The organism is Terrimonas pollutisoli (assembly GCF_029360765.1).
In the GTDB taxonomy this organism is placed as follows: domain Bacteria; phylum Bacteroidota; class Bacteroidia; order Chitinophagales; family Chitinophagaceae; genus Terrimonas_B; species Terrimonas_B pollutisoli.
Genome location: NZ_JARKNA010000004.1, coordinates 252,755 through 277,696 on the forward strand (window position 1 = coordinate 252,755; position 24,942 = coordinate 277,696).

General features: G+C 43.0%; 16 protein-coding genes. 10 read left to right on the top strand and 6 right to left on the bottom strand.

The annotated features are described in order from the left end of the window. Window positions 1–50: 50 nt before the first annotated feature. Window positions 51–260: a KTSC domain-containing protein gene (locus P2W73_RS09710; RefSeq protein ID WP_276501830.1), complete on the bottom strand. Its 210-nt coding sequence runs from the start codon at window positions 258–260 to the stop codon at window positions 51–53. Between the two features lie 74 nt (window positions 261–334). On the opposite strand from P2W73_RS09710, the gene P2W73_RS09715 reads away from it, so the two are divergent. After that, on the top strand, window positions 335–865 hold the full coding sequence (locus P2W73_RS09715) for a hypothetical protein (RefSeq protein ID WP_276501831.1): 531 nt from the start codon (window positions 335–337) through the stop codon (window positions 863–865). 185 nt (window positions 866–1,050) lie between these two features. Here the strand turns inward: P2W73_RS09715 and P2W73_RS09720 are convergent, their stop codons facing one another. After that, window positions 1,051–1,701, bottom strand: a complete 651-nt coding sequence (locus tag P2W73_RS09720; RefSeq protein ID WP_276501832.1) for a hypothetical protein — start codon at window positions 1,699–1,701, stop codon at window positions 1,051–1,053. Window positions 1,702–1,875: 174 nt separating this feature from the next. On the opposite strand from P2W73_RS09720, the gene P2W73_RS09725 reads away from it, so the two are divergent. Further along, window positions 1,876–2,823, top strand: coding sequence for a D-2-hydroxyacid dehydrogenase (locus P2W73_RS09725; RefSeq protein ID WP_276501833.1), 948 nt, complete (start codon window positions 1,876–1,878; stop codon window positions 2,821–2,823). A 79-nt stretch (window positions 2,824–2,902) separates the two neighbouring features. Here the strand turns inward: P2W73_RS09725 and P2W73_RS09730 are convergent, their stop codons facing one another. From P2W73_RS09730 to P2W73_RS09740, 3 genes are read right to left on the bottom strand one after another with little or no spacing between them, the layout of a single operon-like run. After that, entirely contained in the window at window positions 2,903–4,336 is a 1,434-nt protein-coding gene (locus P2W73_RS09730; protein ID WP_276501834.1) for a hybrid sensor histidine kinase/response regulator, read from the bottom strand. A 16-nt stretch (window positions 4,337–4,352) separates the two neighbouring features. Then, window positions 4,353–4,799, bottom strand: a complete 447-nt coding sequence (locus P2W73_RS09735) for a response regulator (RefSeq protein ID WP_276501835.1) — start codon at window positions 4,797–4,799, stop codon at window positions 4,353–4,355. A 36-nt stretch (window positions 4,800–4,835) separates the two neighbouring features. Further along, complete coding sequence (locus P2W73_RS09740) at window positions 4,836–5,096, bottom strand: hypothetical protein (RefSeq protein ID WP_276501836.1); 261 nt, start codon at window positions 5,094–5,096, stop codon at window positions 4,836–4,838. 395 nt (window positions 5,097–5,491) lie between these two features. On the opposite strand from P2W73_RS09740, the gene P2W73_RS09745 reads away from it, so the two are divergent. After that, complete coding sequence (locus tag P2W73_RS09745) at window positions 5,492–6,607, top strand: T9SS type A sorting domain-containing protein (protein WP_276501837.1); 1,116 nt, start codon at window positions 5,492–5,494, stop codon at window positions 6,605–6,607. Window positions 6,608–6,648: 41 nt separating this feature from the next. Here the strand turns inward: P2W73_RS09745 and P2W73_RS09750 are convergent, their stop codons facing one another. Continuing rightward, window positions 6,649–7,692 carry a LacI family DNA-binding transcriptional regulator gene (locus P2W73_RS09750; protein WP_276501838.1) on the bottom strand — a complete coding sequence of 348 codons (1,044 nt, stop codon included), beginning with the start codon at window positions 7,690–7,692 and terminating at the stop codon, window positions 6,649–6,651. Between the two features lie 436 nt (window positions 7,693–8,128). On the opposite strand from P2W73_RS09750, the gene P2W73_RS09755 reads away from it, so the two are divergent. From P2W73_RS09755 to P2W73_RS09785, 7 genes are all read left to right on the top strand, one after another. After that, window positions 8,129–11,371 (top strand): SusC/RagA family TonB-linked outer membrane protein, encoded by a 3,243-nt coding sequence (locus P2W73_RS09755; RefSeq protein WP_276501839.1) that lies wholly within the window; start codon window positions 8,129–8,131, stop codon window positions 11,369–11,371. 92 nt (window positions 11,372–11,463) lie between these two features. After that, window positions 11,464–13,257, top strand: coding sequence for a RagB/SusD family nutrient uptake outer membrane protein (locus P2W73_RS09760; RefSeq protein ID WP_276501840.1), 1,794 nt, complete (start codon window positions 11,464–11,466; stop codon window positions 13,255–13,257). 18 nt (window positions 13,258–13,275) lie between these two features. Continuing rightward, a complete protein-coding gene (locus P2W73_RS09765) occupies window positions 13,276–14,865 on the top strand; it encodes a DUF5123 domain-containing protein (protein WP_276501841.1) in 1,590 nt (529 codons plus the stop codon). Between the two features lie 137 nt (window positions 14,866–15,002). Further along, on the top strand, window positions 15,003–15,158 hold the full coding sequence (locus P2W73_RS09770; protein ID WP_276501842.1) for a hypothetical protein: 156 nt from the start codon (window positions 15,003–15,005) through the stop codon (window positions 15,156–15,158). A gap of 13 nt (window positions 15,159–15,171) precedes the next feature. Then, the gene (locus P2W73_RS09775; RefSeq protein ID WP_276501843.1) at window positions 15,172–16,599 is read left to right on the top strand and encodes a pectate lyase family protein; all 1,428 of its coding nucleotides are present in this window, start codon (window positions 15,172–15,174) and stop codon (window positions 16,597–16,599) included. After that, complete coding sequence (locus P2W73_RS09780) at window positions 16,596–17,345, top strand: rhamnogalacturonan acetylesterase (protein ID WP_276501844.1); 750 nt, start codon at window positions 16,596–16,598, stop codon at window positions 17,343–17,345. The genes P2W73_RS09775 and P2W73_RS09780 overlap by 4 nt, the downstream gene beginning before the upstream one ends. A gap of 15 nt (window positions 17,346–17,360) precedes the next feature. Next, complete coding sequence (locus tag P2W73_RS09785) at window positions 17,361–24,470, top strand: pectinesterase family protein (RefSeq protein WP_276501845.1); 7,110 nt, start codon at window positions 17,361–17,363, stop codon at window positions 24,468–24,470. Window positions 24,471–24,942 lie beyond the last annotated feature (472 nt).

A 24,942-nucleotide genomic window follows, 5' to 3' on the forward strand; every position in this document is an offset into this window, starting at 1 on the left:
GTATTGTCCAATTTTAATGCCTGAGCGGCAAAATACTGGAGTGCTGTGCTTTAATGACGTTTTAATTGTTCATATTCAAAAAGGCCTTTAATATGGGTGTTGAAAAATTTTCCTTTCGAAAAAGCCTGGATCATTTGGGTATACAGTTCAGCAGGCACTTTTTTATAACGATAAATATTACCGGATGTAAAACGAATGTCCAGGTTCCTGGAAGCAGCATTGTATTTTATATCGGAAATGACGCTTGAGGGCATATCCATCAGCAATAAAATTTATACCATTTTTGCCAAGATTGGCTAAGCTTTTGCGGCTTATTTTTTCTAAGTCCTGGTAAATGATCACCTATCCTGTCATATCATTTCAGACTGATATTGACGATAAATCAATGGGGGTGGATGTTTTAACGCAAGTGCTGGACCGTGGTCAATTCAGGTTTTATGTCAAATTCGGGAACGGCCAGGAGGATATTTATGTGCATGATGCTATTCACAATAGCTGGTTCAGTGAACATAATGAGGATTGCGAGCAAGCCTGCTTCAAAGCTGTTAAGGACGACCTGGTAACGCTTGAATATTATCCTGTTTTTAAAAAATACCTGGTGCACCGGAAGAATATAAATGGTGAGCCTGTAAATATTTGGGTATTTGAATCGCAGCGGGAAAAAGATGTTATTATCTATACGGTATATTTCAAAGGGGACTATCAATTTGATTTAAAAAAGCATAGGGGAGCATGGCACGGCGAATCGGTTAAAAAAGGCAAGGCTGTCGTTGATCCGCACCTGGTAAAGGAAATCGGAAAACTTATTGACAATTCCATTTATGATACCGATTTGTGGAGAAGCCACGCCCATTTCATTCGTTGATAGATTAAAATTATTTTCTCTATATAGAGTGGATAACTTCGGGCAATGATAAAATTATTCCACGCTTATGAAAAAGGGGTGGACAATGGTCTACATGTCGTTGGTTTGTAAATGTTGCTGTTTGTTCTGGGTTGTACATTTTTTAAAATGCCTATAATACATAGTACGGAATGTTGTACGCAGATTTAATAATTAGCCATTCTCCATTCTAAGTCTATATTCTCCAAATCTGCATCTGGATAATTTATTTCTTTTTTGCTTAACTCCCTTTTAGTTGGGTCAAGAATAAGCCAAAGTGTTTCGTCAATTTCAGAAAGATTATTGTTGATTATTTCTTTAAGTTGCCGTTGCAGATAAAAGCTATAATGTAGTCCGGCTGAAAAACCTTCCAACATTCCATCATTAGGATAAGTTATTTTATATATCTCTTGTCTGAAATTAAGCAGGTCATTAAACAGCCAGCCAATATCTACGGGCTTTTGATGGATATATTCTGTGAGGTCTGGATACAAAGAAGTAATTCTTGTTGCAATTTTCTCAGACAGTTCTTTGTTTGCCACTTTTTCTCTGTCGTAAAGAAATTCTCCATTTAGCAAATATTCAAGATTTGTCAACTTGTTTAGGTGTTTCGCTCTGTCCAGCTTGTCCTTATTACCAGTAAAAGAGTACTTTATTTGAACAAGAGGGTTTACGTATTTCTTTGTAAGTCCGAATGCTTCTTGTAGCGCTTCAATCTGTGAAAGTCTAATCTTTGCGGGGATAGAATTTTTTCTGTTTGGCGACAACCACAAATAGTTGTAGTCTAAAATTTTGTTCAATAAATCTTTTGCTGTCATGGTTGAAGTGTTCCTGAAATTTGCCAACGTACTGTATTGATGTATTAGATGCTATTGCACTAAAAATACAAATTATTAAGCAGGGAGATAGAAAGGGAATGCAAGATTTAATAGATAGTCAAACTTATGTGGTGATAGTTTCACTACTTTTATTTTAAGTATATAAATGAAACAATGAAGATTGTAGTTACTGATGGTTATACCCTGAACCCGGGTGATTTAAGCTGGGACAGCATTGCAGCTTGCGGTGAGCTGGTTGTTTATGACAGAACCCCGCCGGCAGAATTTATGGATAGGTGCACAGATGCGGAAATTATTCTGACCAATAAAGTAGCGATGAATAAAGAAGCCATTGAACAATGTAAAAAGCTTCAATTGATCAGTGTGCTGGCAACTGGTTATAATGTCATTGATGTCAAAGCTGCCAGCGACCGAAAAATAATTGTTTGTAATGTGCCTGCCTATGGTACCGACTCCGTAGCGCAACATTGTTTTGCTTTGTTGCTGGAACTGACGAACCGGGTGGGACAACATGCATGGTCTGTCGCTAAAGGTGATTGGCAGCAGTCGCCGGACTGGTGCTATAGCGTGGCGCCGATTATGGAATTGGCCGGTAAGACCGTAGGGATTGTTGGCTTTGGCCATATAGGGCAGCAGGTAGCCCGCGTTGCCAATGCATTCGGGATGCAGGTTATCTATCATCGGTTGAATGATAAACCCACTACGCTGGGCCGATACGTGGATTTACCAACCCTATTTGCCAGCAGTGATATTATAACATTACATTGCCCGCTGACGACCGGCAATCATCAATTCGTAAATAAGGACTTATTGCAGCGCATGAAACGATCGGCTTATCTTGTCAATACGGCCCGCGGGCCTTTGATTCATGAACAGGATCTCGCTGATGCATTGAATAATGATCAAATAGCCGGCGCCGCCCTGGATGTTTTATCTACTGAACCGCCACAGGAAGGCAATCCTTTATTGAAGGCGAAGAATTGCATTATTACGCCGCACAATGCATGGATGAGCAAAGAAGCGAGAGCCAGGATCCTGCATATTACCCGGAATAATGTAGTGGCTTTTTTAGAGGGTCAGCCTGTCAACCGGGTAAACTGAGATTGGAAAGACAGGGATCTGTTTTGACAATAAGATCAATTCAGCCAGCATCTTTTATTCCGGGCAATGTACCGGGGCCTTACGAGTTATCGTTGTCGCTCAACGGTACGCCTACACTTACCGTTGTCCCTTTTCCGGCTTCACTTTTAATCGTCACCTGGCCATTCATAATATAAGCCCGTTCCCGCATACCCAATAATCCGAGGGACTTCAACACCGTTGAAGTGTCGAACCCCTTCCCGTTGTCTTCAACTGTCAGCGTCAGCATATCCTTCAAATAGGAGAGGGTTGTGGTCACTTTTGTCGCTTCGGCATGTCTTGCGACATTCGTCAATGCTTCCTGGTAAATCCGGAATACACCGATGGCCACAGATGGATCGATATCTATTTCCTGTTCGGGGTGAATCACTTCTACTTCCACATCGTATCGCTTATGAAATTCCCGGCTTTGCCACTGAAGGCCTTCGATCAAACCAAAATCATCCAGCACACTGGGTCGGAGATCGGAGGCAATCTTTTTTACTGAGCGCATGGCATCATCTAACAAGGCGGCCATTTCATCCATGCGTTGCCGGACTGATGCCTGGTTTTTATCACTATGGTTTCGCAGCCAGGACAGGTCCATCTTTAAACCTGTCAGCATTTGCCCTAACTGGTCATGTACTTCCCTTGCGATACGTGCCTGTTCATCTTCACGTATTCGCTCCAGATGTCCCGATACTGTCAACAACTCTTCATTCAATTGTTTTAACACCAGTGCTGATTGTTTGCTCGCTGAAATATCAATCCCCACGCCAAGCAAACAAGACTTTTCTTCAAAAGTTACTACCCGGCTGGTAAAATAATAATGTATCCGCCTGCCATCTCTACGAATCAGCAAGGCTTCCGTCTCACCATACCCCGTCGCAAAACAACGATGTACATATGAATCGATGTTTTCAATAAAAAGGTTTAGGGTGAGGTTGTTTATTTCATCATTATCATAACCGGTAATGAATTCTAAATTCCGGTTCCATCGTAAAAAATTGCCATACCGGTCACAGAGAAAAAATATACCTGGTAAGCTATTGACAATCGAGATTGACAATTCTTTTTCTTTCTCTCTTTCCTTTTCCGCCAATTCTTTTTCATACCGGCTTCTTTTTTTCTCAATGGCGCTTTTCAAGGCTGCGGGGAGCCGTGTAAGATTGGTCTTTAAAATATAATCATCGGCGCCCTGCTGAATGATATTTACCGCAAATTCTTCCGACACCGTGCCGGTTACAAGGATAAAGGCTACATGCGGGTTGGTTTTCTGAATGAGCTTCAGTGCTTCCATGGAACTGTACTGCGGCAGCGCATTATCGGCCAGCACCGCATGATAACCCTGACTTTTCATCGCTGCTAAAAACTCTGCTTCATCACCCGCTACAACAGCGCTAAATTGGAGACCGGCCCGTTTCAGCAAGGTCTGTATCAGGTCAGCATCTGCCGGGTTATCTTCCAGTAATAATAATTTCAGTTCAGTATTCATTGATAAGGTTGATTGATCAGGCATTTGGACTTTGGTTAAGAATCATCCAATATAATCCGAGGTCCGCCACTGCTTTACTAAAAGATTCAAAATTGACGGGCTTCACGATATAACTGTTTACGCCCAGTTTATAGCTCTCGATGATATCTTTTTCCTCTTGTGAAGAAGTCAGGATCGTTACCGGAATGCTCTGAGTTTTTGGATCATTTTTGATTTGACGAAGTATCTCCAATCCATCCACCTTGGGGAGTTTGAGATCAAGAATGATCAGCTTTGGATTGGGAGAGGATTCACGGTCGGCATATACACCATTGGCAAAAATAAAATCCAGCGCCTCGGCCCCGTCATCAATATGCTTGAGGGTGTTTGCCAGGTTATGTTTTTTCAGGCTGCGAATGGTCAATTCTGCTTCATGTGGGTTGTCTTCAATAAATAAAATTTCAATGGGGTTGTAAACATTCATGCTGGTTGATTTGAATAGGATAAACTAAATTTTTTTTCACCTTTTTTCACTTCGGCTTCGGCCCATGCCTTTCCACAAACTTATCGGCTTATGCATAGTAAACCTGGCGCCATTGTCTTCAATAGCATACACCACTTTGTCTTTCCTCTTCTCAGAATAAATCTTTGTGAAAGAGTTTAATTGGTTGCCTGCATACTTTAATACAGCCATTATGGCAAAGTCGGACCAGGGTACCAGGTATGATCCGGGTGCAGATTCAAATAACCATTGAAAATATGCGCCGCTGGGCGTAAGCATGACCAATATTTTAATTCGTTAAAATCAAGCCACCATTCCACACAGAACTCAACCATGGCTTATCAGGTGTTGAAGCTACCAATCAGTTTCTTTCCATAACAGAGCAGGTTCCTTAACAGATGATTTTCACCGCCAGTATAGCGATTACTTAAAGATCGGAAAAATTAAGACGGTATAACAACGAAATTGGGAAATATTAGCCATTAAGGGTTTTCATCTATGCAGGTAAGCTGCACTAAGGGATGATGGTTACACAATGAATCGCATTAATTAATAGTAAAAATGCTAAGGGATTTTATATTGGCAGAAAAAGAAATCATTTGAATGAGCCCAATAATTTGCAACCGACAATTTGCTTCAATAGTTTAGCGAACCAACTAATCCACCTGGTTCTTATGAAATTCATCCAGTTCTTATTATGGATGGCTATGCCATTCATCGCTTCATCGCAATGCAGCACAACGGGTGCACATACATCTTCCTCCGTAGCGAACAATTCGGGTTTGGGATCAATAACCTGGTCCAATCTTGCCAATACTGTACTTTCTGATAACAGTTATTCCAGTGCTGGTACCTTATTAGGTGTCTTGGCAACTGCCAATACACAATATCTCGTATTCAAAGATTTTAATTTCAGCCTTCCGGCTGGTGCTGCAATATGTGGTATCGAAGTTTCCCGTGAAGGTTCAGCCAGCGGCCTGCTTGTGGGATCTTCTATCCGGGACAATTCTGTTCGGATCATTAAAAATAACGTGATCGACGGAGACGATAAGGCAAGTGCAACCAACTGGACGGGTAGCGATGCGACGACAACGTATGGATCTGTATCTGATGATTGGGGATTAAGCTGGACGGCGGCAGATATCAATAGCTCCGATTTTGGTGTGGCTATTTCGGCACGCATGTCAGCTGGATTGGCAAGTTTGTTTTTGACAGCCAATGTAGACCGGGTAAGCATTACGGTTTACTACAATCTGATCTTGCCGGTGCAACTGGAAAGCTTTACGGCGAAAGCTAACCAGCATAAAGTAGAATTAAACTGGGCCACCGTCTCCGAAAGCAACAGTGATCATTTTAAAATACAACGGGCCACTTCATCGATGGATTGGCAAACGATCGCCACGGTGGAAGCGGCTGGTTATAGTAATGCAAAGAAGGTCTATCAATGGACTGATGAAAATCCCCGACCAGTGAACTATTATCGCCTGGTGCAGGTGGATCAGGATAACAGGGCAGCTATTTCATCAACAGTATCGGCCAGCCTGCAGCAATCAGGAGCCCGTATTTTTATTTATCCTAACCCAGTAATGACAGATCTGTTTATCGAAAACAATGAACCCATTCAATCCGCGACCCTATATAATAGTTATGGCCAAATGGTAGCGGTGACGAGTCACAAGCGAAGTGCTTATCAATGGCGGTTAAATTGCCAGGGATTGCGGTCGGGAATTTATTTGTTGCACATTCAGGACAAAACCAAATTTGAACGGAGGCAAGTTGTTGTTAACTAAAAAGGTCCCCAGGCTGAGAATTCAATATTGAATGAATATTCCTAAACCTTGTTCGCTAAGATCAGGGAAGATTGCCGTACCTGCAGATCAGGAGTCAATACTCTTTTTTCAAACTCCCTTATTGGTCGTTTACTTTCTATCAATTGTAACAATAGTTCGGTAGCAGCTCTTCCCATTTCTTCTGCGGGTTGCCGAACCAATGTCAGGGGCGGGTTGATCAACTCGGGTATATCGGTGTTAGAAAAGCCAACCAACGCAATATCATCGGGAACTTTTATACCGCGGCGCTGTAAGGTCTTCAGGCAACCGGTTGTTAACTTGTCACTGGTAGTGAAGATGGCATCCGGTTTTTGTTTAAGAGTAAATAGCTTATTCACCGCATCTTCAATTTCGGAAAATATCATGCCCCCATAAAAACAATGCCGGATATAGCTGTTATTTATTTTCATATTGTGCGACTGCAACGCTTCTTTATAGCCAGCCATTCTTTCAGTCGTAATGGAGAGAAATTCCGAATTGGTGAGAACTGCTATATTTTTATAACCGTTGTTGATCAGGTGCGTTGTAGCATCGTAGGCGCCTTTAAAATTATCAATGACAACTTTATGGGTATTGATTTCGTCAGCAATGCGATCAAACAAAACAATCGGTAATCCTTTTTCATGCAGTGCTTTCAGATGACTTAAATCACTTGTTTCTGTAGAAAGAGAAATCAATAAACCATCTACAGAACGTGATGCGAGATATTGCAGATCTACTACTTCGCGGTCGTAGGACTCCCGGCTCTGCGAGATGATAACGTTGTAACCACGGTCATAAGCAATAGATTCAATACCATTAATAACCTGGGAAAAAAAATTGTTTGCAATTTCACAGACGACAACCCCAATGGAACGGCTTCGTTTTTCTTTAAGGCTAAGTGCAATCGGGTTGGGCCGGTAGTTCAGCCTTTCTGCACATTCCAACACCATCTGTTTAGTTTCCGGACTTATCTCATAGCTGTCACGCAGTGCCCGTGAGACTGTGGAAGTAGAAATACCCAGTGCTTTGGCAATATCTTTTATAGTAACAGCTTCAAATTTCATGGCAGAGACATCGGTTTAGGAAAGCACTAAGGTAAGCGATTTTAGTTGCGCATTTCAAGCCATGATATTGCAAAAGATTTACATAAACTTTAATTGTTTAAAATGCAATCCTGCAACAACAATATTTTATTGATCAGGGAAAAAGAAATAAAAAAGAGAGTTGCTAAACAAATGGCATCGTTGTCGGGAACGATTGCGCAAATAAATGGGTTTAAATAATACAGTACAATTAAAAATCTGCATAGACTTGTTGTGTCGATTTTTAAAGGATTGCTTGCAATGAAGAGAAATATCTATGCTTCTGCTAAATTAAATATTGCATCTTTAGCAACTATCCTGCACTATCTTTTCTGATTTTATTACAACGATTGTCAATTTTTGTCCTTGTGACAGCAAATTGATTTGAATGTATCTCATTAAAAAACAAACTGACTGTATGAAAAAAATGCTGCTCTTGCTTGGTTGGCTTTTTACCGTATTGATTAGCCAGGCACAAACCCGGGAGGTGTCGGGCCAGGTTACAGACGAAGAAGGAAAGCCTTTGCGTGGTGTGACCGTATTAGTAACTGCAACCAAAAAAGGTACACAAACCGATACCAATGGAAATTTTAAAATTGATGCACCTGCCTCGGGTGAGGTGGTATTGCAAATCACCAATACAGGATTTAAACCGGCTACAGTTAGAACAGATGGCGCAGCCGCTGTAGCTGTTAAATTGGATAAAGATGTGGCAGCGCTGGAGGATGTGGTGGTGATCGGATACCAGTCTGTCAAAAGAAAAGATTTGACAGGCACTGTATCTTCTTTGCCTGCATCACAATTGGAGAAAATACCGGTATCCAGCGCTGCGGAAGCTTTAACGGGCCGGTTAGCAGGGGTGCAGGTAACCACGGTGGATGGACAACCCGGTGCTGAAGTGGTAATCCGTGTAAGGGGTGGAGGTTCTATCACCGGCAGCAATGATCCCCTTTATATCGTAGATGGATTTCGGGTAAGCAGCATCAATGATATTGCGCCAACCGATATAGCCAGCATTGATATTTTAAAGGATGCAGCAACAGCGGCCATCTATGGGGCCGCCGGCGCCAATGGCGTTGTTATTATTACTACCAAAAGCGCCAAAGGTGGCAAAACAACCATTTCCTACAACGGATTCATGCAGTCAAGGAATCTGCCCAAAAAACTCGATGTACTTTCTCCTTATGAGTTTGTACTTGCCCAACATGAATTTGCCAAACTCAGGGGACAGTCCGAAGTAGACAACCTCACAAAATATTTTGGCGCTTATGATGACCTGGAATTGTATAAATACCAGCAAGGCACCGACTGGCAGGAGGTATTGTTTGGCAGCGCTCCATTGTCGCAACAGCACAACCTGAGCATTACCGGCGGCACCGATAAAACCAAAATGAGTTTGAGCGTATCCAACAATAAAGACGAGGGGTTGATACCTGCCAATGCCTACCAGCGCAATTATCTTAACTTCAAATTGAACCATGAAATATCAAAATCCCTCAAGTTTGATTTTGCTTCCCGGTTTACACATACTGTTGTTGATGGAAACGGAACTGCGGGCACTTCATCCCTTCGTATTGGGGATGCTATCACAGCAAGGCCGGTGAATGGTATCGCTGACCAGATTGTAATTGATCAGGGTGCTGGCGATGATGAGTATGAACAGTTTTTAAAAAGCCTGATCAATCCCCTGGCACTTGCTGAACAGGATTGGCGAAAAAGAACATCACGTTTGCTGAATATGAATGCAGGCCTTTCCTGGCAAATCATAAAAGGGCTTACTTACCGGTCAGAGTTTAACTTAAACCACGGAACCAGCATCATCAAACGCTACTATGGTCCGTTGACGACTTTATCAAAAAATGAAGGCTCCAATCTTCCTCTTGGAGAACTGACCAATAACGAGACACATGGTTACCGTTGGACCAATACCCTCGCTTATTCCAGGAACTTTGCGGAGCGGCACGATCTCAGCCTGTTGGCAGGACAGGAAGTTCTGGCTTTAAACAAAGGCCTTACCGAATATTCCCGTGCAATCAAGTTTGTCGATGGTACAGCGCCCGAAAAACTTTTTGCTACCATGGCTTTGGGAACTACCGACAAGCATACTACCACTGTTTTAGCAGGTCAGAAAGTAGCTTCCTTCTTTGGTCAGGCTATATACCAGTTTGATAAAAAATACATCTTTAATCTGACCGGACGCTTTGATGGTTCTACCCAATTTGCTCCCGGAAAACAGTGGGGTTTCTTTCCAGCCGCTTCATTTGCATGGCGTATGTCCAATGAAGAATTTATGGATAATGTAGCCTTTGTTTCCGACCTGAAGTTTAGGGCAAGCTATGGCGCAGTGGGAAATAATAACATAGCGAATGATCTTTGGAGAACCTTGTTTACTCCGTCTGTTACACGGCCTATTGGCTTTGGTGATGCGCCACAACCTTACTACACCTATGCTTCCACCTTACTTACCAATCCTGATATCAGGTGGGAAACTACCATTACCCGGAATATCGGTTTGGATTTCGGTTTATTCAAAAACCGCTTAACCGGCACGCTGGATTTTTATAAAAACACTACTAAAGATCTATTGGTAGAATCATTAATACCGACCACCACCGGTTTTTCCCGTCAGCAGCAAAATATCGGGCAAACATCAAACAAGGGGATTGAACTGGCTTTAAATGTGGATGTGATAAGAAAAAAAGACCTACAGATCAATTTCAACTTCAACATAGGTATCAACCGTGCAAGAATTGATAAACTGGATGGAGTAAATGAACAAGCCTTCAGCTCAAACTGGGCCGGAACCGATCTCAAAACACAGGATGATTACCGGCTTATTGTGGGGCAAACCATTGGATTGATGTATGGGTATGTAACTGACGGCTGGTACACGGCTGATGATTTTGAATCTTATGACGCCACCAGCAAGCAATATATATTGAAGGCAGGTGTACCTAATGACGCCGGCATACTGGGTTTACCCAGCGGATATTTTAAAAGTGGAACGGTACGTCCGGGCATATTAAAACTTAAAGACCTTAATGGCGATACTGCAATAACTGCTGCCGACCGGCAGTTGATTGGCAGCGCTCTGCCAAAACACTCCGGTGGTTTTGGTTTCAACATAGTTTATAAAGGGTTTGACTTTTCTCCTTTCTTCAATTGGATGTATGGCAACGACGTGTATAATACTGGTAAAATTTCTTTCAACATGCAGTATAGAACCAGTTATGGTAATATGCTGAATACATCCAGCTATGACAACCGGTTTCACTACACAGATGCCAACGGAGAAATTGTTACTGATATGGCTGAGTTGTCAAAAATGAATGCCAATGCTAAAACATGGTCGCCTTTTTCGATGGGCACCGCTTCCCCGGTATTTCATTCGTCGGCTGTAGAAGATGGATCTTTTTTGCGCCTAAACAATGTGACGCTCGGCTACTCACTGCCTCAAAAGCTGATATCGAAAGCTTATATGAAGAAACTGCGGGTGTATGTGACGGTGTATAATGCTTTCCTGTGGACTTCATACTCAGGTTACGATCCGGAAGTGAGTACTACACGCAGCAGCGGCTATTCGCAACTGACGCCGGGTGTAGATTATTCGGCCTTTCCCAAAAGCCGTACCTATACCGCCGGTGTAAACGTAACATTCTGATAACCGGGAAATCAAAAAATAATTTTCATGAAATAAGCCCGGGTAATTCATTACAAAATTCCTTTTGGCTAAAAACAATAAAAAAATTTCAAATGAAACGTCGTCTTTTTTTCATCATCGCAGCTTCCGCAGTGATCTTTAGTTCCTGCAAAAAGTACCTGGAAGCAGATTCGCCTTCCAACTTTATTGATGAGGAGGTTTTTAGCAACGAAACGGATGCTAAAAAGGCCGTCAACATGGTGTATGCATTGTTCAACCAGGATGCTTTTACATCGAGGGTGTCCAACAATTTTGCCGGCAATACCGATGTAGAAGTTGGGCCGGTGGGCGGCTCACCCGATAACAGCCGCAGGGATATTTGGTCGTTTGAATGTACGCCGTCCAATCCAGATTTGTTGACGGTTTGGAATAATGCGTACAGCGCCATCAACAAGGCGAATGAGTGTGAGAGTGGACTTCTCGACATTGCATTGGCAAAAGAACCTGGCAATGCTGTTTATAATAACCTGTTGGGCGAAGTGAAAACGCTTCGTGCTTATTGGTACTATCTTTTGATGAACCACTGGGGCGATGTGCCTTTTCCTGTAAAGCCCTCGAGGGCAGGCGATGATTTTTATTTGCCCCGCACAGGCCGCGATAGCATTCTCAGTTTTCTGATCAATGACCTCATCAGTATAGAGTCAAAAATGCAATGGGCCGACCAATTGGATTTTGGTATTGAAAGAGTAAACCGGGAGTTTACCATGGGTATGATTGCACGGCTGGCGCTGATGCGCGGTGGCTACTGGCTGTATCCTGATATGACGATGAAGCGCAAGGATGATTACCTGGAATATTATAAAATAGCAAACGAATATTGTAAAAAACTCGTCAGCCTGAAACCAAGGGTATTGGGCAACTATGCAACGGTATTTATGAATGAAAATAAATACCTGCCGATGGTAAATGACGATGTGCTCTACGAAGTGGCATTTAATCCCGGCTTTGGCGATGTGGGCTGGTCGGTAGGCGTAGCAGTTACCAGCAAAGTAGGCCATGCTTTTGGTACCACTACTATTCAAATGAGCCTGACGCCTGCTTATTATCATTCTTTTGATACCACCGATTTGCGATTGCCCGCCACCTGTTCTCTTATTTCTTATGGTGATTCATTGATGCAGAACCCCAATGCACCTACTTCTATTTCTATCAATAAATGGAACAGGCTGTTGGTGCCGTCAGCATTGGGCGAATCTACTTCCAAAGGTACCGGCATCAACTGGCCGATGATGCGTTATGCCGATGTGTTACTGATGCTGGCTGAAAGTGAAAATGAATTGAACGGGCCCACTACTGTAGCGCAGGATGCCTTGCGCAAAGTGCGGCAGAGAGCTTTTCCTTCTTCATTGTGGGGTGACAAAGTGGACAACTATATTGCCTCCGTATCAGGTGGTAAGGATAATTTCTTCAATGCTATCGTCAACGAACGTGCCTGGGAATTTGGCGGTGAATTTTTGCGAAAATTTGACCTGGAGCGATGGAACCTCTTCGGTAAAAAAGTGGCAGAAACAAGAAACACGCTGATTCAAATGGGACAGGATGCAGTAAATGGCACAGGCACTTATTCCAGCCTGCCTGATTATATGTACTATTATAAAGATGGCAAAACCATCACTTTCGTTAACAAATATTCAAAAGCGGCTACTGCGCCTGCGGGAGCTAGCCGCATCAACTGGGGCCGTGCATTATGGAATACCACCACCAATGCTCCTGCCGATTATACCAACCGGCAATACCGGGGTTATACCGACAACACAGGCGGCACACCGCTGCGTTATATTTTGCCTTTGCACAACGGTGTTATTTCAAGCAGCAAAGGGTCATTAGAAAATCAATACGGGTACTGATCAAAAAAAATTATTATCATGATGCGGATTAAAAATATTTTACCGGCAGTGGCAGCAATAATTTTGACCATAGCCGCATGTAAGAAAAAAGATCTAATAGAGGAGGCTCCACGTATTTTCAGACCGGTGCTGGCCGGTTCGCTTTCTGCCGATTCCAACACCATTGTAGCTGCATGGCAAAAAATCAGCGGTGCAGCGTCCTATGAATTTCAAATAAGCCGGGATACGTTCAGAACGATCGATGCTTCGCTGCAACTGGACAGCAATGCGGCCGTAATAAAAGGTTTAAAATATAACCAGCTTTACCAGATGCAGGTAAAAGCCATTGCATCCGACACAGCACGAAATTCCAAATGGTCTTATTTAGGCGCTGTAAAAACAGAATCATCTATATTAAAAGTACCCACTGAAAGTGATGTAACCGATGAAGCAGTAAGGGTAAGCTGGACAACCAAAGGCGCCCCGGTAAGCTCAGTTAAAATTCTGAAAGCATCGGACAGTTCCCTGGTAACCGGGGTTGATCTTACAGCAGCCGACCGGGCCGATGAATATAAAATTATTGGCGGCCTGTTACCCTCTGTAAATTATATTATCCTGCTTTACAGCGAGGCCGATCTCAGGGGAGATGCGGCCTTTACAACCAAAACACAGGAAACGGGTATCATCATTGACCTCAGGAGTATTACGGGCCGGCCTTCTGTATTGGCCGATACCATTCCATTCATACCATCGGGCAGCATTGTATATCTGAAAAGAGGAGAAACATATACTATCAGCTCAGCTGTGCTTTTGGATAAATCCATTACCATAAAAAGCGGCGACGATCTTTCCTCCACCGACAGGGGAATGATTTACTTTACCAGCAATTTCAATTTTGCAGCCAACAGTGTGATAGACTCAATTGTGTTTAACGATATATACCTGAAGAGCGATAACTATTCATCACGCTATGTTTTTAACACTGACAACAGCGCCACGGTAGGAACTCTCAGGTTTGAAAATTGTACTGCCGAAATATTCAGGGGACTGGTTCGTTTGAAAGCGGGCAACACGACTGTCTCCAATTTTAAGATCAACAATTGCATCATTGACAGTGTAAAAGATTATGGTGTGTTTAACGTGGATAATGTTACCTGTAAAGCTGAAAATATTTCCATTACCAACAGTACAATCTATAAAGCGCAACGGGTGCTGGTAAGCAAGCAAAACTCCACTTCGCTACTGATTGAAAATTGTACTTTCAATGAAGCGCCACTGGGGGTTACTGCTACCAATGGTTACAGCTATTATATCAATTACAGCACCAGTAGTTCAAATACTGTTACTGATGGGATCATTGTCAATAACTGTCTTTTTGGTACGGGAATACCCAATGGCGGCGCCACTGATGCCGTAAGAGATGTAAATGTCAATTCGGCTACTACAGTCAATGCCAGCAATAATTACAGAACATCGGATCATGTTTCCGGCGGGAATGATTTTGCCAATATCAATACCCACACCAAAACAGCTGCTCAAATCTGGAAGGATCCTACCAACGGAAACTTTAAGATTATAGATGCTTCATTTCCTGGTAAAAACAATGGGGGTGATCCCAGGTGGCGATAATAAAAAGGCAGATGCGGGATGATGACAACCGCATCTGCTTTTTCATTTTGCAACAGATGATAACGCTTGAAAAAATAACAGCCTGGTAGCGGATCAGCTTCAGCGTATAAAAAATTACAGCTTATAAAAACGCAGGTATGAGTAAATTTTACACCCGGTCTTGCAACAGGTTTTTAATAGTTCTTTTTACAGGATTGTATTTTATAATTTCTCAAAGCCTGGTGGCACAATCGCCTGCTTTTCCAGGAGCGAAGGGTGCGGGTAATACACCACAAAAAACAGTATTGGAATAATAAAACAATAAGGATGTTTTCGAGATGGTATTATTGCATAATTGTAATGGCAGGTATTTTTACAAAATGTGCCGCGCAAAAAAATGGTTCACTGCTTGTGAGCGATAAAGAAACAGCCATTGCTTTTCCCGGCGCAGAAGGATTTGGTAAATACACTATCGGTGGCAGGGGAGGAAAGATTTTTATTGTTTCCAATTTAAATGATAACGACGAAGGCAGTTTTCGGAAAGCAGCCGAAGCGAAAGAAAAACGCATCATTGTTTTTGCTGTATCCGGCACCATTCATCTTGAATCGAAACTGACGATCAAAGGCGATGCAACCATTGCAGGACAGACAGCACCTGGGGATGGTATTTGTCTTGCTGATCAGCCGGTGTCCTTGGGCGGAGATAACATCATCGTTCGCTATCTGCGTTTTCGCATGGGTGATAAATACCAAAGCCAAAAAGGTAAAGTGGATGGTAGCGGCGGTGACGATGCTTTTGGTGGAAGCAAAAGAAAAAATATCATCATTGATCATTGCAGCATTAGCTGGAGCACGGATGAATGTTTTTCTGTTTATAACGGCGACAGTACTACACTCCAATGGAATCTTATTTCCGAACCGTTGAACTATTCCTATCATTTCGAAGCAGGCGATAAGGATTTCGAGCATCATGGCTTTGGCGGAATATGGGGTGGTAATCATTTATCGGCGCATCATAATTTGTTTGCACATTGTGTCAGCCGCAATCCGCGGTTCAATGGTACAAGGCTGGGCGCTTCAAAAGAGTTTGTTGACTACAGGAACAATGTGATCTACAACTGGGACGGCAATAATGTATATGGCGGCGAGGCCGGTGAATACAATGTTGTTAACAACTATTATAAATATGGCCCATCTACCAATAAAAATGTTCGTTTCAGAATTGTGAATCCATCGAAGACAGAAACACTTCCTTTTGGTAAATATTATGTAAACGGGAATTATGTAGATGGAGCCAATGATATTTCGAAAAATAATTGGCAGGGCATTATCATGGGTAATAGAGGAACGGAAACAGATAAAAAAAATGCTGTGATAAACTCTGCTTTTCCAACCGAAGAAATAACAACCCAACCGGCTAAAGAAGCTTATGAATCTGTGTTAAAAAAAGTGGGTGCAAGTTTTAAAAGAGATACGTTGGATGAAAGGATTATCCTTGATGTAAGAAACAGGACGGGAAGATTTATTGATGTGCAGGGCGGCTATCCGCATGGCACGGCGTATGAACATACAGTCAAGGCATGGCCTGTTTTGCAGTCATTACCTGCGCCGGTTGATTCAGACAAAGATGGTATGCCTGATGAATGGGAAAAAAAGAATGGATTGAATGAAAGCGATGCGTCGGATGCATCCAAAAACTCCCTGCACTCGTTCTATACAAATATTGAAGTTTATATTAACTCGTTGTTGAAATGAAGATGAATAGATGGTTATTAGTTTTAATTGTTCTTTCCGGTTTTGCCTTTGCATTGCCGGAGAAGAAGAAAATAAAGATCTTCATTGCCGGTGATTCTACGGCCAGCATTAAAGAAACAAAAGCTTATCCCGAAACAGGGTGGGGAATGCCTTTTGTTTATTTCTGGGATTCATCCGTTACGGTTGTAAACCGTGCAAAAAATGGAAGAAGCACCAGAACCTTTATCACTGAAGGTTTGTGGAAATCCATTTATGATGAGGCCAGCGAAGGCGATTACATATTCATACAATTTGGACACAATGATGAAGTGCCCACTAAGAAATCGTACACAACAGAAGCAGAATTCAAGGCCAACCTGAAAAAATTCGTTGCAGAAACAAAACATAAAAAAGCAATTCCTGTTTTAATGACTTCAATGGCCCGCAGAAAATTTGATGCAGCCGGCAGCATCGTTGGTACGCATGATGTGTATGCACAAATTACCCGTGACGTGGCGAAAGAAGAAGGAGTGGTATTGTTTGATATGGATAAGCAAACACAGCAGCTTTTCCAGCAGTTTGGAGCCGAACAATCAGCATTATTATTTCTTCAGTTAAAAGCGGGAGAGCATCCGAATTATCCGCAAGGCAAAGAAGATAACACCCACTTTAACGAACTGGGGGCAAGAATGGTTGCACAATTAGTTTTAAAAGAAATCAGGAACCAACTCCCCGAACTTTCAACACGAATCAGTCAACCTAAATAAAATAATAGATTCAATATGAGAATGAATTTTACTTCTTTTTCACTGAAACCAGCAATATCGATTATTTACCTGTTGTTATATGTTTTGCCTTCAATTGCACAACAACCTTCTTTTCCCGGAGCTGAAGGTGGAGGCATGTTTGCTACAGGTGGAAGAGGAACAACAAGTACACCTACAACTGTTTTTGAAGTAACTAACTTAAGTGACGACGGATTACCGGGCAGTCTTCGTTATGCGTTAACGGCATCAGCAACCTATCGCACGGTTGTATTCAGAATATCAGGAACCATTCATTTGAATTCGAGGCTGACCATCAAAGCCAACACTACCATTGCAGGTCAAACCGCACCAGGGGATGGCATTTGTGTAGCCGATCACCCGGTTTATATCGTCGGTGACAACGTCATTGTCCGTTACATGCGGTTTCGCCTGGGCGATAAAAACCAAAAGAAAGTAGATGCCAATGGCAACCCTGTTAATGGCAGCGGGGGTGATGACGCATTTGGTGGAGCTGATGTAAGCAATATTATTATTGATCATTGCTCTGTAAGCTGGAGCTCTGATGAAGCATTGACCATCTATCGCGGAGATAACTTAACTATTCAATGGTGTTTTATCACAGAACCATTGAACTATTCCTACCATTGGGAAACAGGCGATACAGACTGGGAACAACATGGCTATGGTGGTATATGGGGAGCAAAAAGAGGCTCTTTCCATCACAATCTTTTTGCTGATTGCCGTAATCGTAATCCGCGTTTTGCAGGGATTAGTACCTATTCACCAAACACTGTTGGTATTGAGAAATGTGATTTTAGAAACAACGTAATTTATAACTGGGGTATCAACACAGTTTACGGTGGTGAGGGTGGTAATTATAATGTTGTAAATAACTATTACAAGTATGGTCCTTCAACCGGCAGCGGTGTTCGCTTCCGCATAGCAAATCCCAGCTTCAGCAGCACTGACCCTTATGGAAAATGGTATGTGAACGGGAACTATGTGGACGGTTCTGCAACCATTACGGCTGATAACTGGTCAGGTGGTGTTGTGCCTCAGGGAGGCACTGGTGATATTGCCACGGTAAAAGCTGCAACAGCTTTTGATATTGGTTATCCATTAAACACCGAAGCGGCTATTGATGCTTATGAAGCGGTTTTACAAAAAGCAGGCTGTTCTCTTCCTAATCGTGATACTTTAGATCAGCGTATTGTAAATGATGTTCGCAACAGAACAGGAAGAATTATTGACGTGCAGGGAGGTTATCCGCATGGTACGCCTTATGATCAAACAGTAACTGCATGGCCTGCATTGAATTCAACTGCTGCTCCGGCAGATAGCGATCATGATGGCATGCCGGATAGCTGGGAAACAAGCAACGGTCTTAATCCAAACGATGCCAGTGATAGAAATGGTGTAGCGGCAAATGGTTATACCAATCTTGAAAATTATTTGAACAGTCTTACCAACCCTGTAGCCAATAACAATCCAACCATCTATGCTAATGGTTCCTTTGGCCATTTTAATCAAACCCTGGGTTCACCTTCTCCAGCACAAACATTTTTGGTTTCAGGCAACAATCTTACCAGTGACATCACATTAACTGCTCCGGCTAATTACCAGCTTTCCTTAGATAGTGTAACCTGGAGCAGCAGCTTGACACTAACAGCCAATAACGGTACAGTTTCATCCACAGCTGTTCGTGTTCGCCTCAACGCAACTGCTAATGGAACATATAACGGAAATATTTCTGCTGCAAGCACAGGAGCAACAACCATTAATATGCAGGTGAATGGCACAACCTCTAATGCTGTTCCCCCAGCCGTTAATCAAAAACAAATTATCGGTCTCTTTCCGGAAATGGAAGGCGGTTTTGAAAATCAGCCAGCCGGCGCAGTTTCCACTACTGCACCAGCTGCAGGTACTAATCTTTCTCAAAAAGTATGGACAACGAATGGCAGTGCCAATATTGTAAGCAACGGAACAGCAAGGACAGGCAATAATTACTTTACTTACACCAGCACGAGTTTAAGTACGAAGAATAATTATTCACCAACAGTAACTACACCGTTAACAAAAGGTATAAAATACATCGTTCAGTTTTATTACCGTGCGCCGGCACCTGCTACCGGCAACCAGGTAGGCGGGTTAATAGCAGTAGCTGACAACACGAATTTTACTACGGCTACATCCACCACTGCCTGGACGGCTACAAATGGTGACTGGTCAAAAGCTGTGTACACTTACTCAGTGAACCCCGCTTATACACCTACCATGAGTTTTGGTGGCTTCCGCTTCAATGGAGGAGGTACAAACACAATTACCAAACCTTTTGATGTGGATGATTTTGTGATCTATCCCGCCGATAATCAGACGGTTCCTTCAGCCGATGTGACGGCACCGGATGCTGCTTCTTCTCCTGTAGCAACAGGTAATTCAAACAGCATTACTGTAAATTGGACCGCCCCGGCCAGCGGGGTAGATGCTGGTGGTTATATTGTAGTGAGAAGCACTTCATCCACGGCACCGGCAATAAAAACAAATGGGCTTTATTTCATTGGTAACAGCATAGGTTCAGGTAACACTGTCGTTTACATTGGATCCAATACCAATTTTACTGATGATGGAACTGTGGCTGCTCTAGCACCCGGCATCACCTATTACTATCACATTTTTACTGTTGATAAAGCATTCAACTATTCATCTGTTGCAACAGCATCAGCAGCCACCATCTCAACTGCTCCGGTAGTTTCTATGTCTGGCAATTTAAATCCCTTTACGCAAACCCTGGGCACGCCTTCGGCTTCCCAGTCGTTTACCATACAAGGAAATAATCTTACAGCCAATGTAAGCGTTTCGGCTCCTGCCGGTTTCGAACTATCTGAAGATGATAACAACTGGCACAGTTCATTAAACCTGGTGCGTGAAAACAATAGCGTTAATGCGACAGCCTTTGTGCGATTGAATGCAACTACTGCTGGTTTGTACAGCGGTAACATCACAGCAACAAGTGCTGGTGCAACCGACGCCAGCCTGGCAGCGAGTGGTGTGGCTGCTAATGTACCGTTGTCCGTTGCGGGATATGATGTGGTAGTGGCTCAGGATGGCACAGGAAACTATACAAGCTTGCAGGCGGCCATTAATGCGGCACCGTCTAACAGTGTAACGCCTTACCGGATTTTTGTAAAGAAAGGTAAGTACATAGAGAAAGTAACCATCCCCGCTAACAAACCCTTTTTATACGTGGTTGGTGAAGGCATTAATGAAGTAGTGTTTTCGTGGGATGATTATGCAGGGAAACCAGGTGTTACCGAGATCGCTACGATCACCATTAATTCCAATGACTGTGTATTCATGAATATGACCATCGAAAACTCGTGGGGTCGTAAAAACGATGGACCACAGGCACTGGCTGTAAAAGCAACAGGCGACAGGATCATATTTAAAAACTGTAAAATGGTGAGCGGGCAGGATACAGTGATGGCACAGGGCAATGGTAAAAGACAATACTTCCGAAACTGTTACATCGACGGCAATACCGATTATATCTATGGTTCTGCCATAGCTGTTTTTGACTCCTGTGTGCTGTTTAACAGGGACAGGGTAGATGGTTCAACCAGTAGCGTATTTACTGCTGCAAGTACACCTCCCGGCCAAACGTATGGATATGTTTTCAGAGATTGTTTGCTACCTAACAATAATGGACAGACGACTTATACATTAGGACGTCCCTGGGGGAATGCGGCACCGCCACATACATCAGAGACCAAAGTGGTATTTCTGAATTGCCGCATGGGTACAACCGTAAGACCAGAGCGTTGGCAGGTATGGACACCAGAAACCAATACTGCGTTAATTACCTATGCAGAATACAAGACAAGATATTTCAGCGGTGCATTGGTTGATTTGAGTAAAAGAGTGAGCTGGTCAAAAGAGTTTACTGATGAACAAGCGGCCCCGTATTTCATAAACAGCAATATGTTTGGAACCTGGGATCCTTGTGTTGCGTTGGCAGACGCCTGTAAGCCTTTTTCTGCACCCATTAGCCTGAGCAATTTCAGAGTAAACCGTTCCTCTGCACAATCAACTATTCTGTTCAATATTTGCTGGCCCATTAATGGTGTAACCTTCGAGCTGCACAGAAGCACCGACAGTGTAAACTTTTCAAAGGTCAACGAGTTGGTTGCTTCAACAGACACCTCTGCTGCATACAGGTTCACTGATGTTTTACCACCAGCTGGTGTCAGTTATTTTTATAAAATAGTAGCAAGCAAAGCCGGTTATCAGGCGTTTACAACGGATACAGTAGTGAAGGTTGATCGCTCCACTCCGCTCAATGGTGATTTTCGCTCTGCAGGTTCCGGTTTCTGGACCAATGCCTCGAGCGGCAACGGGTCTAATCCCGCTTCCATCTGGGAAAAGTATGTATCTGCTTCCAACAGTTGGGTGTTGCAGCCAACAGGTGTTCAGCCGACTAATGCAAATGTTACCATCCGGTCGGGACATGCGGTAACAATTGATGGCTTAAAGAGTGTAAACAACCTGACCATTGCGCAAGGGGCTGTTCTGAACAGTAATGGAGGTTATGGTGCAACACCGGCTGCACAAACCTTACGTATTGGTGCAGGACAAGCAGCCACTGTTACCCTTCAAAATGATGGGATTTTCGGAGGTGAAGCCAATCCGCAGGATTTAATTATCCTTGAATTTAATCCTGCATGTGAATCAGTATTGTGGACTGGTGCAGGTGTTTCAAAGATCACCAGGCTGCGTCCATTACCTGCCAATCCCAATGCATTGAATGTTGTATTCGACCAGGATGTAAGCTTGTCGTATAATCTTTCAGGTTTCACAGCGTATTACAACACTGCCACCAATTCGACGAGTGAAAATGTAACCTACACTATCAATAAAGGGAAAACCATTAAGTTGATTCATCCTTCTGCTTCATTTAGTCCTACCGGTTCTGCTACTACGAATCCCGGAGGAAGTTATACGTACAACATTGAAGGAACGCTGGATCTGAGTGCTACTACTACCACTTCTAATCTGGTGCCTTACTCTAACAATGCATCTTCAATTGTTTCACTGAATATTGGTTCGGAAGGAATTTTAAAATTGGGTAAAGGTTTTAATACGGTAAATAGTTCGCCATCTACTACAGGCAATAATGGCAAGATGGTTTTGGCGATTGCCGACGGAGGTTTGGTTGATGCAACAAAAACAACCACTCTTACTCTGGGCAGTAATTATTTCATCACTTCCGGAAGCGGCGCTTTGAAACGTTCTGTAGGTGCTTCAGCAGTTAGCTTCCCGATCGGGACTTCTGCAACCAGCTACAATCCTGTAACACTAACCAACACTGGCGCTATTGATAATTTTTCAGTGAGTGTAAAAAATAGTTTTGACAATCCTGCTTCTGATCCCGACAAAGTAGTGAACAAGCAATGGACGATCAAAGAAGATACAGATGGCGGAAGTAATCTCCTTGCAAAATTCGGATGGGTTGTTGCCGACCAGGCAAGCGGATTTGATCCATCACAACCATTGGCGGTGATGCAATACAAAGAAAGCAACTGGAAGATTGCACCGGCATCACGTAATGGAAGCGGAAGCATTTCCGATCCTTACACAGCTACGGCATCGGGCTTTACAAGTGTTGGTGCATTTGGTGTAACGAATTACACTAAGGCCAATGCAACGGTAAAGATTGAGGCAGGTAATTATAGTTATGATGGTAATGCTCATGCAGCTTCAGGCTTTGCCTATGGAACAGGCGGCGAGGGAGACAGGTTAAGTCCTGATGTGACGTTCACGTATAAAGATGCTGACAATAACAACTTAAGCGGCGCACCAGAAAATGTAGGTAGCTACACCGTTACTGCTTCATTTGCAGGAAACGATTATTACAATCCGGCTTCAGCTACTGCAATGCTTACAATTGACCCGCGACCACTAACGATCAAGGCTAATGATCAAACAAAAGAATGTGGTGATGATTTAAACTTAGGCACTATTGCTTTTACTATAGATGGTTTAGTGAACGGTGATGCAGTGAGCAGTGTCTCGTTAACGGCAAATGCTGTTACCGGAGTAGGACAGTATCCTATAGTACCAGGTTCTGCTGACGGCACGGGGCTTTCTAATTACACAATAACTTATGTAAATGGAACGCTTACCATTACAGATGTAACAGCACCCATCATCACCTATTATCCTGTTGTACCTGTTCAATGTTACAATACCAGTGGTACGTACAGCATACCTGTTCTAACGGCTACGGATAATTGTGGTACGATCAACATCAGTTATTCCATTACTGGAGCTACGACAAGAAGCGGCAGCGGCGCTGATGCAAGCGGCAGCTTTAACGAAGGTGTAAGCACTATTAACTGGATCATAAACGATGGCCACGGCAATCAAACTACATGTCAGACGACAGTTACAGTGAATCCGCGTTTGCTGGTAAGCATTCCCGATGTATATGCAATGAATCCTGCAGTGGATGCAAAGAATACGCTTTACCTCGGCTATGGTCCTTCTTCGCTTAACCTAACGGCAAATGCTTCCGGTGGTACAGCGGCTTACACCTATTCATGGAGCAATGGGCATTCAACACAATCCACGTCAGTAGATGCAGCCGGCACGTATACTGTGTTGGTAACAGATGCGAACCAATGCACGGCGCAAGCTTCTATTACTATCACTGTGGTAGATGTTCGTTGCGGCAACAATAGCGATAAAGTGATGGTATGCCATAACGGAAAAGAGATCTGTGTGAGTTCCGGAGATGTACAGCATCATTTGGATCATGGTGATCACCTGGGTGGATGCAATGCGAATTCGTCTGCCCGATTATATAATTCAGGTGCTAATGGTGGGGTCACTCCTTACCAGGTGATGGTGTATCCGAATCCTGTTCGCGATAATTTGAAAGTGCAGGTATGCAAAATAGAAGCAGGCGCCATGATGCAATTGTATAGTGCCAATGGATCGCTGGTGCGTTCGCTGAAATTGATAAACAATACAAACACAATTCCGGTGAAAGGTTTGAAGGCAGGTATGTATTACCTGGTGATAAGAAACGGCGATCAAACCACTACAAACAAAATAGTGATTCAATAGTTTCTCATGCAAGCCAATTTCCAATTATTGGCGGGGATGGGTTTCAACCCTTCCACAACATTTGGAAATTTTTTAGCTGGGACAGTGGAGAGATGAAGGTAGAAACGTAAAGAAAGAATGAGATGACACGCAAAGTTGAGTGTTCGGGGAAAAAGTTTACATGTATAATTTTTCAACACAGCCAGGAAAAACTTATGCCTTGAAAATTACGAAAGGTGATATGGCTGTTACAAAAAACCTGAATTTGGCAATCGTAAAAGACTGAATTGAGCAAAAACATAAGAATACATTAATGAAAGCCATTGTCCTGATTTCTTTGATCAGTTATTGTGTGATCTCTCGTGCGCAGACTCCGCAGACTTCTCCTGAGAAGTTTGCGGAGTTTATTCCTCTATATGCAAATGGGAAATGCCAAACAGTAAAGGCATGAACTTAAAAGACAGTATTGCGAATAAAAGTATTGACGAGTTTT

Coding starts and splice junctions, on each gene's coding strand:
- P2W73_RS09710 (WP_276501830.1), bottom strand. CDS start 260: ATGGATATGCCCTCAAGCGTCATTTCCGATATAAAATACAATGCTGCT.
- P2W73_RS09715 (WP_276501831.1), top strand. CDS start 335: ATGATCACCTATCCTGTCATATCATTTCAGACTGATATTGACGATAAA.
- P2W73_RS09720 (WP_276501832.1), bottom strand. CDS start 1,701: ATGACAGCAAAAGATTTATTGAACAAAATTTTAGACTACAACTATTTG.
- P2W73_RS09725 (WP_276501833.1), top strand. CDS start 1,876: ATGAAGATTGTAGTTACTGATGGTTATACCCTGAACCCGGGTGATTTA.
- P2W73_RS09730 (WP_276501834.1), bottom strand. CDS start 4,336: ATGAATACTGAACTGAAATTATTATTACTGGAAGATAACCCGGCAGAT.
- P2W73_RS09735 (WP_276501835.1), bottom strand. CDS start 4,799: ATGAATGTTTACAACCCCATTGAAATTTTATTTATTGAAGACAACCCA.
- P2W73_RS09740 (WP_276501836.1), bottom strand. CDS start 5,096: ATGCTTACGCCCAGCGGCGCATATTTTCAATGGTTATTTGAATCTGCA.
- P2W73_RS09745 (WP_276501837.1), top strand. CDS start 5,492: ATGAAATTCATCCAGTTCTTATTATGGATGGCTATGCCATTCATCGCT.
- P2W73_RS09750 (WP_276501838.1), bottom strand. CDS start 7,692: ATGAAATTTGAAGCTGTTACTATAAAAGATATTGCCAAAGCACTGGGT.
- P2W73_RS09755 (WP_276501839.1), top strand. CDS start 8,129: ATGAAAAAAATGCTGCTCTTGCTTGGTTGGCTTTTTACCGTATTGATT.
- P2W73_RS09760 (WP_276501840.1), top strand. CDS start 11,464: ATGAAACGTCGTCTTTTTTTCATCATCGCAGCTTCCGCAGTGATCTTT.
- P2W73_RS09765 (WP_276501841.1), top strand. CDS start 13,276: ATGATGCGGATTAAAAATATTTTACCGGCAGTGGCAGCAATAATTTTG.
- P2W73_RS09770 (WP_276501842.1), top strand. CDS start 15,003: ATGAGTAAATTTTACACCCGGTCTTGCAACAGGTTTTTAATAGTTCTT.
- P2W73_RS09775 (WP_276501843.1), top strand. CDS start 15,172: ATGTTTTCGAGATGGTATTATTGCATAATTGTAATGGCAGGTATTTTT.
- P2W73_RS09780 (WP_276501844.1), top strand. CDS start 16,596: ATGAAGATGAATAGATGGTTATTAGTTTTAATTGTTCTTTCCGGTTTT.
- P2W73_RS09785 (WP_276501845.1), top strand. CDS start 17,361: ATGAGAATGAATTTTACTTCTTTTTCACTGAAACCAGCAATATCGATT.